This window comes from Delftia sp. WY8, assembly GCF_018437695.1.
Classification (GTDB): domain Bacteria; phylum Pseudomonadota; class Gammaproteobacteria; order Burkholderiales; family Burkholderiaceae_C; genus Comamonas; species Comamonas tsuruhatensis.
The window spans coordinates 5143571-5158585 of sequence record NZ_CP049795.1; the positions used below are offsets into that span (position 1 = coordinate 5143571).

The 15015-nt window shown below is 63.2% G+C and carries 15 protein-coding genes; 13 read left to right on the forward strand and 2 right to left on the reverse strand.

What is annotated here, in order from left to right; all coding sequences use genetic code 11:
- Positions 1-60 precede the first annotated feature (60 nt).
- Positions 61-852, reverse strand: a complete 792-nt coding sequence (locus tag G4D77_RS23605) for an SAM-dependent methyltransferase (protein ID WP_046985932.1) — start codon at positions 850-852, stop codon at positions 61-63.
- A complete protein-coding gene (locus G4D77_RS23610) occupies positions 849-1469 on the reverse strand; it encodes a Maf family nucleotide pyrophosphatase (RefSeq protein ID WP_046985931.1) in 621 nt (206 codons plus the stop codon). The genes G4D77_RS23605 and G4D77_RS23610 overlap by 4 nt, the downstream gene beginning before the upstream one ends.
- 25 nt (positions 1470-1494) lie before the next feature.
- On the opposite strand from G4D77_RS23610, the gene G4D77_RS23615 reads away from it, so the two are divergent.
- From G4D77_RS23615 to lepB, 13 genes are all read left to right on the forward strand, one after another.
- Positions 1495-2052 carry a YceD family protein gene (locus G4D77_RS23615; protein ID WP_154836327.1) on the forward strand — a complete coding sequence of 186 codons (558 nt, stop codon included), beginning with the start codon at positions 1495-1497 and terminating at the stop codon, positions 2050-2052.
- Positions 2053-2189: 137 nt separating this feature from the next.
- Entirely contained in the window at positions 2190-2372 is a 183-nt protein-coding gene (gene rpmF, locus G4D77_RS23620; protein ID WP_012207072.1) for a 50S ribosomal protein L32, read from the forward strand.
- A 113-nt stretch (positions 2373-2485) separates the two neighbouring features.
- Positions 2486-3526: a phosphate acyltransferase PlsX gene (plsX, locus tag G4D77_RS23625; protein ID WP_016451174.1), complete on the forward strand. Its 1041-nt coding sequence runs from the start codon at positions 2486-2488 to the stop codon at positions 3524-3526.
- A gap of 5 nt (positions 3527-3531) precedes the next feature.
- The gene (locus G4D77_RS23630) at positions 3532-4509 is read left to right on the forward strand and encodes a beta-ketoacyl-ACP synthase III (protein WP_016447796.1); all 978 of its coding nucleotides are present in this window, start codon (positions 3532-3534) and stop codon (positions 4507-4509) included.
- 57 nt (positions 4510-4566) lie between these two features.
- Complete coding sequence (gene fabD, locus G4D77_RS23635; protein WP_026062373.1) at positions 4567-5511, forward strand: ACP S-malonyltransferase; 945 nt, start codon at positions 4567-4569, stop codon at positions 5509-5511.
- A complete protein-coding gene (gene fabG, locus G4D77_RS23640) occupies positions 5508-6254 on the forward strand; it encodes a 3-oxoacyl-ACP reductase FabG (RefSeq protein ID WP_016447794.1) in 747 nt (248 codons plus the stop codon). The genes fabD and fabG overlap by 4 nt, the downstream gene beginning before the upstream one ends.
- 149 nt (positions 6255-6403) lie before the next feature.
- Positions 6404-6643 (forward strand): acyl carrier protein, encoded by a 240-nt coding sequence (gene acpP, locus G4D77_RS23645; protein WP_003058049.1) that lies wholly within the window; start codon positions 6404-6406, stop codon positions 6641-6643.
- Between the two features lie 39 nt (positions 6644-6682).
- Positions 6683-7927, forward strand: a complete 1245-nt coding sequence (gene fabF, locus G4D77_RS23650; RefSeq protein ID WP_016447793.1) for a beta-ketoacyl-ACP synthase II — start codon at positions 6683-6685, stop codon at positions 7925-7927.
- Between the two features lie 644 nt (positions 7928-8571).
- Entirely contained in the window at positions 8572-9201 is a 630-nt protein-coding gene (gene rpoE / locus G4D77_RS23655; RefSeq protein WP_016447792.1) for an RNA polymerase sigma factor RpoE, read from the forward strand.
- A gap of 73 nt (positions 9202-9274) precedes the next feature.
- Entirely contained in the window at positions 9275-9988 is a 714-nt protein-coding gene (locus G4D77_RS23660) for a sigma-E factor negative regulatory protein (protein ID WP_154833686.1), read from the forward strand.
- A 305-nt stretch (positions 9989-10293) separates the two neighbouring features.
- Positions 10294-11763: a DegQ family serine endoprotease gene (locus G4D77_RS23665; protein ID WP_026062374.1), complete on the forward strand. Its 1470-nt coding sequence runs from the start codon at positions 10294-10296 to the stop codon at positions 11761-11763.
- A 429-nt stretch (positions 11764-12192) separates the two neighbouring features.
- Entirely contained in the window at positions 12193-14001 is a 1809-nt protein-coding gene (gene lepA / locus G4D77_RS23670) for a translation elongation factor 4 (RefSeq protein WP_016447789.1), read from the forward strand.
- Positions 14001-14978, forward strand: a complete 978-nt coding sequence (gene lepB, locus G4D77_RS23675) for a signal peptidase I (RefSeq protein ID WP_016451178.1) — start codon at positions 14001-14003, stop codon at positions 14976-14978. Before lepA ends, lepB begins: the two co-directional genes overlap by 1 nt.
- Positions 14979-15015: the final 37 nt, after the last annotated feature.

A 15015-nucleotide genomic window follows, 5' to 3' on the forward strand; every position in this document is an offset into this window, starting at 1 on the left:
TGCAAAAAGCCCGCCTTCTTGTGGAAGGCGGGCTTTTTTTGCTCATCGAGTAAGACAGTCTCAGCGACCGATGGAAAACACCACCGGCGTGCGGTTGTCCGGCACTTCCTTGTGCTGGCGCCATTCGCGCACCAGACGGCTTTCGATGCGGGCGCTCTCCAGTGTCAGGCCGCAGGCCAGCGCCAAACGGGTATGGGGTTGCAGCGTCTGCAGCAGGGCCTGCCACAGCGCGGCGTTGCGGTAGGGCGTCTCTATGAACTGCTGGGTCTGGCCTTGGCGCAATGCCAGGGTTTCAAGCTCCTTGATGCGCTGAACCCGCCCGCCAGCGTCCTGCGGCAGGTACCCCACAAAGGCATAGTTCTGTCCGTTGAGTCCGCTGGCGGCCAGGGCAAGCAGCAACGACACCGGACCGATCAGGGGCACGACCCGTATGCCCAGATCATGCGCGGCGCGCACGATGGAGCTGCCGGGGTCGGCCACGGCGGGCATTCCGGCCTCGCTGACCAGTCCCATGTCGTGGCCCAGCAGCAAGGGGGCGAGCAGTGGCTTGGCATCGAAGACCGCTGCGCCCTTGTCGCCGTGGTCGCCCTTCTTGTGGGCCTCGCGCGGCAGTTCTGTGATCTGCTGGGCTTGCAAGGGTTGGGCCAGGGCGTGCAGTGCGTCAATGCGCTTCAGGTAGGCGCGCGTGCTTTTGGCGTTTTCGCAGATCCAGTGGGTCAGGCGTGCAGCGGTGCGCAGTGTTCCATCGGGCAGGACCTGCGTCAGCGGCATTTGCTCGTCGCAGCCGAAGTCCAGCGGCGCGGGCACCAGATAGAGCGTTCCTTTGGTGGGTTGGGTTGCAGCATCGTTCATGGCAGCACGGCTCCTGCGGCGCGCAGCAGCTGGCAGGTGCGGATCAGCGGCAGGCCGATCAGCGCCGTGGGGTCGTCGCTGACGATGGCATCCAGCAGCGCGATGCCCAGTCCTTCGCTCTTGGCGCTGCCTGCGCAGTCATAGGGCTGTTCGGCGCGCAGGTAGCGTTCGATCTCCGCGTCGTTGAGATCACGAAACCGGACCTGGACGGTGACCGCATCGGTCTCGGCAAAGCCGCTTTCCCGGCAGACCACGCTCACGGCGGTGTGGAAATTCATCTGGCGCCCGCTCATCTGGCGCAGTTGTTCGGTGGCGCGCTCGTGGGTGCCGGGCTTGGACAGCGGCATGCCATCCAGTTCGGGTACCTGGTCGGAGCCGATGACGACGGCGCCCGGGTGCAGCGCCGCCACGGCCTGTGCCTTGGCCAGGGCCAGTCGCAACGAAAGTGCATGCGGTGTTTCGCCGGTCAGCGGTGTCTCATCGACTTCCGGGGACACGGTCTGGAATGGTAGTTGCAGCCGCTCCAGAAGTTCGCGGCGGTAGCGTGAGGTGGAGCCAAGGATCAGGGGGCGTGCCAGGCCGGGAGCCTGGGCTAAGGCGAGGTGGGAAGCTTGCATGCCCGGATTCTCTTACACTGCCCGCATGAGCAAGGAATTTTCTGCGGTCCGTCTCGATGTTCGCGCTTTTGCGCAATCGGCGGGCCATCTCCAGGGTCAGTCGGCGCTTTCGGCCTTTCCTCGTCTGGCCGAGGATGCGCAGCCGGATGCCGCTGATGGGCACGGCGAGGTGCACTGGCAGGCTGACGGCGAACTGGTCGAGCAAACCGGCGGTTCGGGCCAGGTCTGGCTGCATCTGCAGGCCGATGCTGTCGTTCCGATGGTGTGCCAACGCTGCCTCACTGTGGCGCCCATCTCCCTCCAGGTCGATAGGTCTTTCCGCTTTGTTGCGGACGAGACCACGGCCGAGTCCGAGGATGACGAGAGCGACGAGGACCTGCTGGTGCTCAGCCGCGAATTCAACCTGCTTGAACTCATAGAGGATGAGCTGCTCATGGAGTTGCCCGTGGTGCCACGCCACGACAGCTGCCCCGAGCCGGTGAGCATGCAGTCCAGCGACGCAGACTTCGAGCAGGCCATCGAGGACAAGCCCAATCCATTTGCCGTGCTGCGCGGGCTGGATGTGGGCAAGTCAGCCGACTGATTGCGATGTCCGGAAAAAAGGCCGAGGCCGGGAAAAGCGATTGCGCTATAATCAAGGGCTTCGCGCGAAACCCCCTCGTGTCTTTAATGGGCTGATCGCGTTTTTTACCAACCCTTTTCAGATACACAGGAGCCATCATGGCTGTTCAGCAGAACAAGAAGTCCCCCTCCAAGCGCGGTATGCACCGTTCGCACAACGCACTGAATGTGCCTGGCATTGCCGTGGAACCCACCACCGGTGAAACCCATCTGCGTCACCACATCAGCCCCAACGGCGTGTACCGCGGCCGTCAAGTGCTGAAGAACAAGTCCGAAGCCTGATCTTCGACCGTTCCCGCAGGGCCCGCGGCTACAGTTTTCGTAGCGCGGGCTTTTGTTTTTTCTGATGGTTGCTCCTATCTTTCCAGGCCTTGCAACAGGCTTGCCAGTCGCACATGATCACTTTGGCCGTTGACTGCATGGGGGGTGATCACGGCCCCCGCGTCACGCTTGCGGCGTGCCGCCAGTTCCTCGATTCCCACCCCGATGCCCGGCTGCTGCTGGTCGGCCAGCCCGATGCGCTGGCTGGCTTTGCGCATGAGCGCGCCAGTGTGGTGCCGGCCTCGGAAGTGGTCGGCATGGATGATCCGATCGAGATGGCGCTGCGCAGGAAGAAGGATTCCTCCATGCGCATCGCCATCCAGCAAGTCAAGGATGGCGCGGCTGCCGCTGCTGTGTCGGCTGGAAACACGGGTGCGCTGATGGCCATCTCGCGCTACCTGCTCAAGACACTCGATGGCATTGATCGCCCTGCCATCGCGCCCCAGTTGCCCAATGCCAAGGGCGAGGCCACCACGGTGCTGGACCTGGGGGCCAATGTGGACTGCTCGGCCGAGCATCTGCTGCAGTTCGCCGTCATGGGCTCGGCCCTGGTGTCTGCCCTGAACAACGAAGAGGCGCCCTCGGTGGGTCTGCTCAACATTGGCGAGGAGCAGATCAAGGGCAGCGAGGTCATCAAGCGCGCTGGCGAACTGCTGCGCGCGGCCGGCAAGGCCGGTCATCTGAATTTCTACGGCAACGTCGAAGGCAACGACATCTTCAAGGGCACGACCCAGGTCGTGGTCTGTGATGGCTTTGTGGGCAACGTGGCTCTCAAGTCTTCCGAGGGGGTGGCGTCCATGATCTCCAATGCCCTCAAGCAGGAGTTCAAGCGCAACATCTTCACCAAAATGGCGGCCATCGTTGCCTATCCGGTGCTAACTGCTTTGATGAGGCGCGTGGATCATCGCCGCTACAACGGCGCGGCGCTGCTGGGCCTTCGCGGGCTGGTCTTCAAAAGCCATGGATCGGCCGATGCCTTGGCTTTCGAGCACGCGCTGAAGCGCGCGTATGATGCGGCCCGCAACAACCTGCTCGACCGTGTCCGTACCCGTATCTCCGCAGCCCTGCCTCTGTTGCTGGCTGCGCAGTCGGAATCGGGACCGTCGGCGCCCTAATACAGATGAGACGCTACGCACGCATCACCGGCACGGGCAGTTACCTGCCACCCCGCCGACTCACCAATCACGATCTGGCAGCCGAACTGGCCCAGCGCGGCATCGAGACCTCGGACGAGTGGATCGTCGAGCGCACCGGCATCCATGCCCGACACTTTGCCGCGCCAGAAGTGGCCAGCAGCGATCTGGCCTTGGAGGCATCGAAGAAGGCGCTGGAAGCCGCCGGCTGCCAGCCGCAGGATATCGATCTGATCATCGTCGCCACATCGACGCCGGACATGGTCTTCCCGTCCACGGCATGCATCCTGCAAAACAAGCTCGGCGCCAATGGCTGTGCGGCCTTTGATGTGCAAGCCGTATGCAGCGGCTTTGTCTACGCCCTCACCGTGGCCGACGCCATGATCCAGTCCGGCGCTGCGAGCCGCGCGCTGGTGGTGGGCTCCGAAGTATTCAGCCGCATCCTGGACTTCAACGACCGGACGACCTGCGTGCTGTTCGGTGACGGTGCCGGAGCCGTGGTGCTGGAGGCGTCCGAGCAGCCAGGCATCCTGGCTTCCGACCTGCATGCCGACGGCAAGCATGTCGGCATCCTGTGCGTGCCAGGCAATGTCTCCGGTGGCCAGATCCTCGGTGATCCGCTGCTGAAGATGGATGGGCAGGCCGTGTTCAAGCTGGCGGTCGGCGTGCTGGAGAAGGCCGCTCGCGCCACGCTGGACAAGGCAGGGCTCACCGATGCCGACATCGACTGGCTGATCCCCCATCAGGCCAATATCCGCATCATGCAAAGCACGGCGCGCAAGCTCAAGCTGTCCATGGACAAGGTGGTGGTGACGGTGGACCAGCATGGCAACACGTCGGCTGCCTCGATCCCCCTGGCGCTGGACCACGGCGTGCGCAGTGGCCAGGTCAAGCCCGGTCAGACCGTGCTGCTGGAAGGTGTTGGCGGCGGCTTCACCTGGGGCGCGGTACTTCTCAAGATGTGATGCGGGATGCCTGCCTGAGGGCAGGCGCCCATGGCGCGGCCTTTTTTTTTGAAAATCATGAAGAAGTTTGCATTCGTTTTTCCTGGTCAGGGTTCGCAATCGGTAGGCATGCTCGACGGATGGGGTGACCATCCCGTCGTGGCCCAGACCTTGGTCGAAGCCTCCGATGCCCTCGGCGAAAACATCGGCCAGCTGATCCAGCAGGGGCCGAAGGAAGCTCTGGCGCTCACCACCAATACCCAGCCTGTGATGCTGGTGGCCGGTGTGGCTGCCTGGCGCGTCTGGCAGGCCGAAGGCGGCGCGCTGCCCGACGTTGTGGCGGGCCACTCGCTGGGTGAGTACTCGGCCCTGGTCGCGTCAGGTGTGCTGACCCTGGCCCAGGCTGCGCCGCTGGTGCGGCTGCGCGCGGCTGCCATGCAGGAGGCCGTTCCCGTGGGAACCGGTGCCATGGCTGCCATCCTGGGGCTGGATGCCGACAAGGTGCGCGCAGGCTGCGCAGAAGTCACGGCGGCATTGGGTGGTGCGGAAGTCGTCGAGGCCGTGAATTTCAACGACCCCTCGCAGACCGTGATTGCCGGCAGCAAGGCGGCTGTCGAGAAGGCCTGCGAGGCCCTCAAGGCCGCAGGCGCCAAACGTGCGCTGCCGCTGCCGGTGTCGGCGCCTTTCCATTCCAGCCTGATGAAGCCTGCGGCCGAAAAGCTCAAGGCGGCGCTGGCTGCCACCGTGCTGGCTGCGCCGCGCATCCCAGTGCTCAACAACATCGACGTGACTGTGCAGCAGGATGCCGACGCCATTCGCGATGCGCTGTATCGCCAGGCCTTCGGCCCGGTGCGCTGGGTGGAATGCGTTCAGGCCATGAAGGCCCGCGGCGTCGTCCACCTCGTCGAGTGCGGTCCCGGCAAGGTGCTGATGGGCCTGACCAAGCGGATTGACGCGGACCTGACGGCCGCTGCCCTCTATGACCCGGCCACGCTGGCCGACGTGAAAGAATCCCTCGCATGACTGACAACCAGAACAAGCCCCAGGTTGCCCTGGTGACGGGTGCCTCGCGCGGCATCGGTGCCGCCATTGCCCAGGAGTTGGCAGCACGCGGCTACCGCGTGATCGGCACGGCCACCACCGATGGTGGTGCCGAGAAGATCAGCCAGGCCCTGTCGGCCCATGAAGGCTGCCGTGGCGTGAACCTCAATGTCACGGACGTGACCGCCGTCGATGCCCTGATCGACAGCATCGTCAAGAATGACGGTGGCCTGCATGTGCTGGTCAACAATGCCGGCATCACACGCGACACCCTGGCCATGCGCATGAAGGACGATGACTGGGATGCGGTGATCGACACCAATCTCAAGGCGGTTTTCCGAGTCAGCCGTACGGCCATTCGGCCCATGATGAAGCAGCGCTTCGGACGCATCATCAACATCACCAGCGTCGTTGGTGCCTCCGGAAACCCCGGTCAAGCCAACTATGCAGCTGCCAAGGCCGGCGTTGCCGGCATGACGCGTGCGCTGGCCCGTGAACTGGGCAGCCGCGGCATCACGGTCAATTGCGTGGCTCCGGGCTTCATCGCCACCGACATGACGGCGGAGCTGCCTGAAGAGCAGAAAAATGCCCTGAAATCGCAGATCGCCATGGGTGATCTGGGCCAGCCCAGCGACATCGCCCATGCCGTGGCCTATCTCGCATCGGCGGGCGCAGGCTACGTCACCGGCCAGGAATTGCACGTCAACGGCGGCATGTACATGTAAGCGCTGCGGCGGCTGCGGGCAAATCCCTGCCAGAAGCCGCCGTTGCTTGCAACCGAAGAGGCCGTTTCCTCGCGACGGCCGGCTGAAGAGGGCGTAAGGTCCGAAACGGCTAGAATCGCGGGTTCATTCACAACCCCCAGAGGGAAACCATGAGCGATATCGAAGCACGTGTCAAAAAAATCATTGCCGAACAACTCGGCGTTGAAGAGTCTCAAGTCACCAACGAAAAGGCCTTCGTGGCTGATCTGGGTGCTGACTCCCTGGACACGGTGGAGCTGGTGATGGCCCTGGAAGATGAATTCGGCATCGAGATCCCCGACGAAGACGCGGAAAAGATCACGACGGTGCAAAACGCCATCGACTACGCCAACACCCACCAGAAGGCCTGACAGGGCCCTGACCCGAGCGATCAGCAGAAGGTTTTACGCATGAGCCGTCGTCGCGTTGTCGTGACCGGCCTGGGTTGCATCTCCCCCGTGGGTAACACGGTGGGCGACGCCTGGGCCAATCTTTTGGCCGGCCAGTCCGGCATTGACCTCATCACCAAGTTCGATGCCTCGAACTTTGCCTGCAAGATTGCGGGCGAGGTCAAGGGATTCGATGTGGAGTCGTACATGAGCGCCAAGGATGCGCGCTCCATGGACACCTTCATCCATTACGGCATCGCTGCTGCGGCGCAAGCCGTGCAGGACTCAGGTCTGCCCACGGGCGAGGCCTTGTCGGATGATCTGGCTACGCGCATCGGCTGTGTGATCGGTTCGGGCATCGGCGGCTTGCCGCTGATCGAGAACACCCACGCAGAACTGGCTGCGCGCGGACCGCGCCGCATCACGCCGTTCTTCGTGCCTGCCTCCATCATCAACATGGTGGCTGGCCATGTGTCCATGCGGTTTGGCTTCAAGGGGCCGAATCTCGCCGTGGTGACTGCCTGCACGACCGGGCTGCACTGCATAGGCGAAGCAGGGCGCATGATCGAATACGGCGATGCCGATGTGGTGGTGGCTGGCGGCACGGAAGCCACGGTCTCCCCGCTGGGCGTCGGCGGCTTTGCCGCCATGCGCGCACTGTCCACGCGCAATGATGATCCCAAGGCCGCCTCGCGTCCCTGGGACAAGGACCGCGACGGCTTTGTGCTGGGCGAAGGTGCAGGCGTGCTGGTGCTGGAAGAGTACGAGCATGCCAAGGCCCGCGGTGCCAAGATCTATGCTGAACTGTGCGGCTACGGCATGAGTGCCGATGCCGGCCACATGACGGCGCCCAACATGGACGGCCCGCGCCGCGCCATGCTGTCAGCTCTGCGCAACGCCGGCATCAACGCCGACCAGATCGATTATCTGAATGCGCACGGCACATCCACGCCGCTGGGCGACCTCAACGAGACCAATGCCATCAAGGCGGCTCTGGGCGATCACGCCAAGAAAATCGTTGTCAGCTCGACCAAGTCCATGACCGGTCACCTGCTGGGTGGCGCTGGCGGCATCGAGAGCGTCTTCACCGTGCTGGCATTGCACGAGCAGAAGATTCCCCCGACCATCAATCTGGACAACCAGGATCCCGAGTGCGATCTCGACTACTGCGCCAACACGGCACGGGATGCGAAGATCGAAGTGGCAGTGAAAAACAACTTCGGGTTCGGCGGCACCAACGGAACGCTGGTGTTCAAGCGAATCTGAGGCCTGCACGCCTCACCATGAAAAGCCCGCCCCGCAAGGGAGCGGGCTTTTTTATTTCTCCCATGGGTCAGGGCGCGTCCGGCAGGGGTGGAACGCATGTCAGACATGCTGCGGTTTTGCGACACTGCAGGCATGACGTCACGCCATGCCCCGCCCGCAGTCCGCCATCCGCTGAATCCACCGCGTGGGTCGGTCGCATGCCTGTGCGCGCTTTGGCTGCTGGCGGCCATGCTTTTGCTGGCGTGGGCGCTTGATCTTCAGTCCGGATGGGGGCCTGCCGTCGTGGCTGTCACGGGTTCTCTGGTTGCAGCTGCAGGCATGTGGCATGGATGGCGCGCCCTGGGCAGAGGCTTTGTTGCATGGGATGGCGCGCAGTGGTGGCTTGGTGAGGCAGCCGCTGCCGACGATGCGCAGCCGGTGCTGCTGCAGGTGCGCGCTGACGGTGGTCAATGGCTATGGGCGCAGGCCAGACCCGTTTCGACGGGGTCTTTGCGCTGGCGAAGCTCCCGCTGGCTGCTGCTGTCTTACAGGCAGAGTCCTGAAACCTGGGGTGATTTGCGGCGTGCTGTATATTTCCCGCCCAGACCTACAGAACGCGCGCAGTGACTGCGCCAGGGCCGCCACGGCCCGTCTTCACCGATTTCATGACGCCTCCCGAATTCCCGCCTTCTTCTGCCGACAGCGACCTGGCTCTGGTCGAGCGCACCAACGCAGGAGACATGCGGGCCTTCGAGCTGCTGGTCATCAAGTACCAGCGCCGCATCGAGCGCCTCATTGGCCGCATGGTGCGCGACGTGGACCTGGTGCCTGACATTGCGCAGGAAACCTTCATCCGGGCCTATCGGGCGCTGCACCAGTTCCGGGGTGATGCCCAGTTCTACACCTGGCTGTATCGCATCGCCGTGAATACTGCCAAGAAGGCGCTGCTGGACATGAAGCGCTCGCCGCTGATCACCGAAAGCGCGTTACACAACGGGGATGACGATGATGAAACTTCCCGGCTCAGCCAGGAACTAACCACCGAAGAAACACCCGAAACGATCCTGGCGGCCCAGGAGATTGCCCAGGCAGTCAACGCCGCCATGGAGGCCTTGCCCGAAGATCTCCGTCAAGCCGTCACGTTGCGGGAAATCGAAGGCCTGAGCTACGAGGAAATCTCGAACGCCATGGGTTGTCCCATAGGCACCGTGCGTTCACGCATCTTCCGTGCACGCGAAGCGATTTCAGCGAGAGTCAAGCCTTTGCTGGAGCGCCAGTCTGGCAAGCGGTGGTAGCAACGGGTGATGGCCATCGGGTGGCGCATTTTTTGGGTACAGGGTCTCAGAGCAGACAGGCAGGTGATTGATCATGAATGACGATCTGACGAAGCGCGAACAATTGTCGGCATTGGCTGATGGCGAACTCTCTGCCGCGGAGCTGCAGGCCGCGCTGGCCTATGCGCAAAGCGATGCAGGCCAGCAGGAATGGCGCATGTACCACCTGGTGGGCGATGTGCTGCGCTCCCCTGAGCTGGCGCACCACAGCCGGCACGATCTGCTTTCCGGAATCCGCTCCCAGTTGGCCAACGAGCCGCGCCGCCCCCTGGTTCCCGTCGCCGCAGACGAGCTGGAGCAGGTCGCGCGCCCGGCGCACGGCAGGACCGTCGTCAATGGCGCGCCGCTGCACGACGCAGCCAATGCGTCGGTATTCCGCTGGAAGATGGCTGCGGGTTTTGCTTCCGTGGCGGCCGTGGCTGCCATTGGCTGGAGCGTGATGCTCGGCGCGCCTGCAGGCCCCGGCGCGGCGCCGGGCCGGGCATTGGCCACCCTTGAAACGGGGGCGCCTGCAGCGGCTGCTGTCGCTGGAAATGCCCAGGACTTCCCTCTCGGAGATACGGCCCAATCCTCTTCGGTGGTGGCTGTGGCAGGCCCTTACGGCCAAAGCGTCATGCTGCGTGATCCGCGCCTGGATGCGCTGCTGGCCTCCCATCCGCAATACAGTGGTCCGGCCACGTTGCAGATGCCGGCCAGCTTCCTGCGCAATGCCAACTTCGCCTCGGCACCGCGCGCGAACCAGCGCTGAATCCCGCAGGAGAGCATGACTCTCCTGCCTTCTTTTGCACCCGCGTCCAGCCGTTCGGCATTGAAATGGACGCGGGTGCAGTCATTTGTGGCCCATGCACGGCGGTTCGCGCCGCATGCATGCTGCCGATTCGGGAACTAACAGCGTCTTTCAGGCTTCTGAGCCATCGTCTGGCCGGTGCATGCCGGGACTGCGCCAGAATGTGGCGTTCGTCCGAGATGCAAGTCGGCACCGCGTATCTGAACAGGCCGCCCGGGCGCAATGGGCACGGGGGCAACACAATGATTGAGAAGGAAAGGATCACCATGACCACAGTTCGATGGAAGACGCTGCAGTCCTGCACACTGGCAGGCGTTCTGGCGCTGGCTGCTGGCAGCGCCTCAATGCTGGTGCCGGTGAGTGCCGCTCATGCGCAAAGCGGTGCCGTGGTGCGGGGTCTGCCGGACTTCACCGACCTGGTCGAGCAGGTAGGGCCTTCCGTGGTCAACATCCGCACGTTGGAGAAGGCGTCGGCCAACTCTGCCGAGGCGCTGGGCATGGATGAGGACATGCTCGAGTTCTTCCGCCGCTTCGGCCTGCCCGTGCCCAATGTGCCGCGCCAACGCCCCCAGCCGCGTTCACAGCCTGACGAGGAACAGCCGCGTGGCGTGGGGTCGGGCTTCATCCTGACGGCGGACGGCTTTGTGATGACCAATGCCCACGTGGTCGAAGGTGCTGACGAGGTCATCGTCACGCTGACCGACAAGCGTGAGTTCAAGGCCAAGATCGTGGGCAGCGACAAGCGCACCGACGTGGCTGTGGTCAAGATCGATGCCACCGGACTGCCCGCCGTGAAGATCGGCGACGTGAACCGTCTCAAGGTCGGTGAGTGGGTGATGGCCATCGGATCGCCCTTCGGCCTCGACAACTCGGTCACCGCAGGCATCGTCAGCGCCAAGCAGCGCGACACGGGAGACTATCTGCCCTTCATCCAGACCGATGTGGCCATCAATCCCGGCAACTCGGGCGGCCCGTTGCTGAACATGCGCGGCGAGGTCGTGGGCATCAACAGCCAGATCTATTCGCGTTCCGGCGGTTTCATGGGGATCAGCTTCGCGATTCCGATCGACGAGGCCGTGCGCGTCAGCGACCAGCTGCGCGCCACCGGCAAGGTCACGCGAGGGCGCATCGGCGTGCAAATCGGGCAGGTCACCAAGGACATTGCCGAATCCATCGGCCTGGGCAAGGCTCAGGGTGCGCTGGTCTCTGCCGTGGAACCCGATTCCCCAGCCGCCAAGGCCGGCGTCGAGGCGGGTGACGTGATCATCAAGTTCGATGGGAAGGCCATTGAGAAGGTCGCCGACCTGCCGCGTCTGGTGGGCAATACCAAGCCCGGAACGCGCAGCACCATCACCGTATTCCGCCGTGGAGCCGCCAAGGATCTGACCATGGTGATCGCCGAAGTCGAGCCCGATGGCGCTCCCCAGGCAAAGGCTGCAGGCAAGGGCAGCACCCTGGTCTCCCAGTCGCTGGGCCTGACGCTGGCCGAACTCACGGATGCCCAGAAAAGGGAATTGGGCATCAAGGGCGGTGTCCGCGTGACGGCCGCTGTCGAGGCAGCAGCACGCGCAGGCCTGCGCGAAGGTGATGTGATCCTGCAACTGGCCAATGTCGAGATCACGGGGCTCAAGAGCTTCGAGGCCACGCTGGCCAAGGTGGACAAGAGCAAGCCGGTGAACCTTCTGGTGCGCCGCGGCGAATGGGCTCAGTACGTGCTTATCCGTCCTGCCCGCTGAGGGGTTGGGGCAGGCCGGTTTTTCGGGGTACTGGGGAATACCCTCGGAATCCGGATCAAGGCCTGCCCATGCCCCTTGGGGCATTGGGTAAAATGCCCCACCAAAGCGTGACGGCTCAAGGCGTCAGAAACCTGTTTTCAAAGAGGATTGTTGCGGTGCAAAAGCACCGCACTATCCGGTGATCGACGGGCTAGAAATGGCTTGTCGGGTCTGTTGATAAACTGTTGATAAATAATTGTGACAGATCAAGCCCGGAGCTTTGCAGGCCTTGTCAGGGCTTGGTTTCCAGCCCTTTTTGCCTACAATAAAGTCCCAACTATCGCAGTTGCCAGAGATTGTTGGTTCGGGGCGCGTCGTTCATGGACGCGCCCTTTTTTCTTGCGCGCCGACCCTGTCGTTTTCCACTTTCACTAGCAGTCCTTCTCGTTGATGAACCACATCAGAAATTTTTCCATCATTGCGCACATCGACCATGGCAAGTCGACGCTGGCCGACCGCCTGATCCAGCGTTGCGGAGGCCTGGCTGACCGTGACATGGAAGCCCAGGTGCTGGACTCGATGGATATCGAGAAAGAGCGCGGCATCACCATCAAGGCGCAGACGGCTGCCCTGCAGTACAAGGCCAAGGATGGTCAGGTCTACAACCTCAACCTCATCGACACGCCCGGCCACGTGGACTTCTCGTACGAAGTCTCGCGTTCCCTGTCGGCCTGCGAGGGAGCGCTGCTGGTGGTGGACGCCTCTCAGGGCGTAGAGGCACAGACCGTGGCCAACTGCTATACCGCGCTGGATCTCGGCGTGGAAGTGACGGCCGTTCTCAACAAGATGGATCTGCCGCAGGCTGACCCCGACAACGCCAAGGCAGAGATCGAGGACGTCATCGGCATCGATGCCAGCGATGCCATTCCCTGCTCGGCCAAGACCGGCATGGGCATCGACGAGATCCTGGAGGCCGTGGTTGCCAAGGTGCCGCCGCCCAAGGGCAATCCCAATGGCCAACTGCGCGCCATGATCATCGACAGCTGGTTCGACACTTACGTGGGCGTCGTGATGCTGGTGCGCGTGGTCGATGGTGAACTCAAGCGTGGCGAGCGCTTCAAGATGATGGCTTCGGGCGCTGCCTACGAAGCCAACAACCTGGGCGTGTTCACTCCGGCCGACGTGCCGCGCGACGCGCTGCGCGCCGGCGAGGTGGGTTACATCATCGCCGGCATCAAGGAGCTCAAGGCAGCCAAGGTGGGCGACACCATCACGCTGGAAAAGAAGCTTCCCAACAATCTGGGCCCTGCCACCGAGGCCCTGCCCGGCTTCAAGGAAATCAAGCCCCAGGTGTTCGCGGGTCTGTACCCCACCGAAGCCAGCGAATATGACCAGCTGCGCGATGCGCTGGAAAAGCTGCAGCTCAACGATTCGTCCCTGCAGTTCGAGCCTGAAGTCTCTCAGGCGCTGGGCTTCGGCTTTCGCTGCGGCTTCCTGGGCCTGCTGCACATGGAAATCGTGCAGGAGCGCCTGGAGCGCGAATTCGACCAGGACCTGATCACCACCGCGCCCAGCGTGGTCTACGAAGTGGTCAAGGGCGATGGCGAGGTCATCCAGGTCGAGAACCCGTCCAAGATGCCCGATGCCGGCCGTATCGAGGAGGTGCGCGAGCCCATCGTGACCGTGCACCTGTACATGCCCCAGGACTATGTGGGCCCGGTGATGACGCTGGCCAACCAGAAGCGTGGCGTGCAGATCAACATGCAGTACCACGGCCGCCAGGTGATGCTCACCTATGAGATGCCGCTGGGCGAGATCGTGCTGGACTTCTTCGACAAGCTCAAGTCGGTCTCGCGCGGCTATGCCTCCATGGACTACGAGTTCAAGGAGTACCGCGCCTCCGACGTGGTCAAGGTGGACATCCTGCTCAACGGCGAGAAGGTCGATGCGCTGTCCATCATCGTGCACCGCTCCCAGGCCACGTACCGCGGCCGGGCCGTGGTGGCGAAGATGCGCGAGATCATCAGCCGCCAGATGTTCGACGTGGCCATCCAGGCCGCCATCGGCGCCAACATCATTGCTCGGGAAACCGTCAAGGCCATGCGCAAGAACGTGCTGGCCAAGTGCTATGGCGGCGACATCACCCGCAAGCGCAAGCTGCTGGAGAAGCAAAAGGCCGGCAAGAAGCGCATGAAGCAGATCGGTTCGGTGGAAGTGCCTCAGGAGGCCTTCCTGGCCATCTTGCAAGTGGAGGATTGATGCAAGCCATGCAATGGATTACGGCCGTCGTGCTGGCGGCTTTCGTGGGCTATATCGGCGCCTGGTACACGGGCTTCATCGAGGGCAACTTCGCGTTGCTGCTGTTCCTGGCCACCGTGGTCACTGGCCTGTACTGGGTGGCCGAACGGCTGTATTTCCTGCCCCGCCGCCGCCGCGCCGCCGTGGCCATCGAGGAGGCTGCCGTGGCGCGCCGCGCAGAACTCGACCGCATGGGCATCGCCAAGACCGACATCGAGGTGTCGGAAGAGGCCAAGGGCCGCATCCTCATGCAGCCCTGGTGGCTTGACTGGACCGCGGGCCTGTTCCCCGTGATCGCCATCGTCTTTGTTCTGCGCTCGTTCCTGTTCGAGCCGTTCAAGATTCCCTCGGGCTCCATGATTCCCACGCTGCTCGTGGGCGACCTGATCCTGGTGAACAAGTTCACCTACGGCGTGCGCCTGCCGGTGATCAACACCAAGATCACCCAGGGCCAGCCGCTGCAGCGCGGCGATGTGGTGGTGTTCCGCTATCCTCCGCAACCCAGCCTGGACTACATCAAGCGCGTGGTGGGCCTGCCGGGTGACGAGATCTCCTATCTGAACAAGCGGCTGACGGTCAATGGCAAGGAAGTCCCGGTCAGCGAACTGCCGGACTTCTTCGACAAGGACGCGATGCGCTACTTCAAGCAGTACGAGGAGTCGCTGGGCGACAAGCCGCACCGCATGATCGTGAACCAGGACGTGCCCGCCTTCATCCAGGGTGCCAGCGGCTTCGAGTTCCGCGAGAACTGCCGCTACAGCGTCGAAGGCATCACCTGCAAGGTGCCCGAGGGCCAGTACTTCATGATGGGCGACAACCGCGACAATTCGCTGGATTCCCGATACTGGGGCTTTGTGCCCGACAAGAACATCGTTGGCCGGGCCTTCTTCGTCTGGATGAACTTCGGGGATTTCAAGCGCATCGGCGGCTTCCATTGATCACATGCATGCCTGAGGGCCGGATGCCCCCAGGCAT

What these genes read in the sequence shown, in the direction of transcription:
- G4D77_RS23605 (WP_046985932.1), bottom strand. Translation starts at nt 852, where the DNA reads ATGAACGATGCTGCAACCCAACCCACCAAAGGAACGCTCTATCTGGTG.
- G4D77_RS23610 (WP_046985931.1), bottom strand. Translation starts at nt 1,469, where the DNA reads ATGCAAGCTTCCCACCTCGCCTTAGCCCAGGCTCCCGGCCTGGCACGC.
- G4D77_RS23615 (WP_154836327.1), top strand. Translation starts at nt 1,495, where the DNA reads ATGAGCAAGGAATTTTCTGCGGTCCGTCTCGATGTTCGCGCTTTTGCG.
- rpmF (WP_012207072.1), top strand. Translation starts at nt 2,190, where the DNA reads ATGGCTGTTCAGCAGAACAAGAAGTCCCCCTCCAAGCGCGGTATGCAC.
- plsX (WP_016451174.1), top strand. Translation starts at nt 2,486, where the DNA reads ATGATCACTTTGGCCGTTGACTGCATGGGGGGTGATCACGGCCCCCGC.
- G4D77_RS23630 (WP_016447796.1), top strand. Translation starts at nt 3,532, where the DNA reads ATGAGACGCTACGCACGCATCACCGGCACGGGCAGTTACCTGCCACCC.
- fabD (WP_026062373.1), top strand. Translation starts at nt 4,567, where the DNA reads ATGAAGAAGTTTGCATTCGTTTTTCCTGGTCAGGGTTCGCAATCGGTA.
- fabG (WP_016447794.1), top strand. Translation starts at nt 5,508, where the DNA reads ATGACTGACAACCAGAACAAGCCCCAGGTTGCCCTGGTGACGGGTGCC.
- acpP (WP_003058049.1), top strand. Translation starts at nt 6,404, where the DNA reads ATGAGCGATATCGAAGCACGTGTCAAAAAAATCATTGCCGAACAACTC.
- fabF (WP_016447793.1), top strand. Translation starts at nt 6,683, where the DNA reads ATGAGCCGTCGTCGCGTTGTCGTGACCGGCCTGGGTTGCATCTCCCCC.
- rpoE (WP_016447792.1), top strand. Translation starts at nt 8,572, where the DNA reads ATGACGCCTCCCGAATTCCCGCCTTCTTCTGCCGACAGCGACCTGGCT.
- G4D77_RS23660 (WP_154833686.1), top strand. Translation starts at nt 9,275, where the DNA reads ATGAATGACGATCTGACGAAGCGCGAACAATTGTCGGCATTGGCTGAT.
- G4D77_RS23665 (WP_026062374.1), top strand. Translation starts at nt 10,294, where the DNA reads ATGACCACAGTTCGATGGAAGACGCTGCAGTCCTGCACACTGGCAGGC.
- lepA (WP_016447789.1), top strand. Translation starts at nt 12,193, where the DNA reads ATGAACCACATCAGAAATTTTTCCATCATTGCGCACATCGACCATGGC.
- lepB (WP_016451178.1), top strand. Translation starts at nt 14,001, where the DNA reads ATGCAAGCCATGCAATGGATTACGGCCGTCGTGCTGGCGGCTTTCGTG.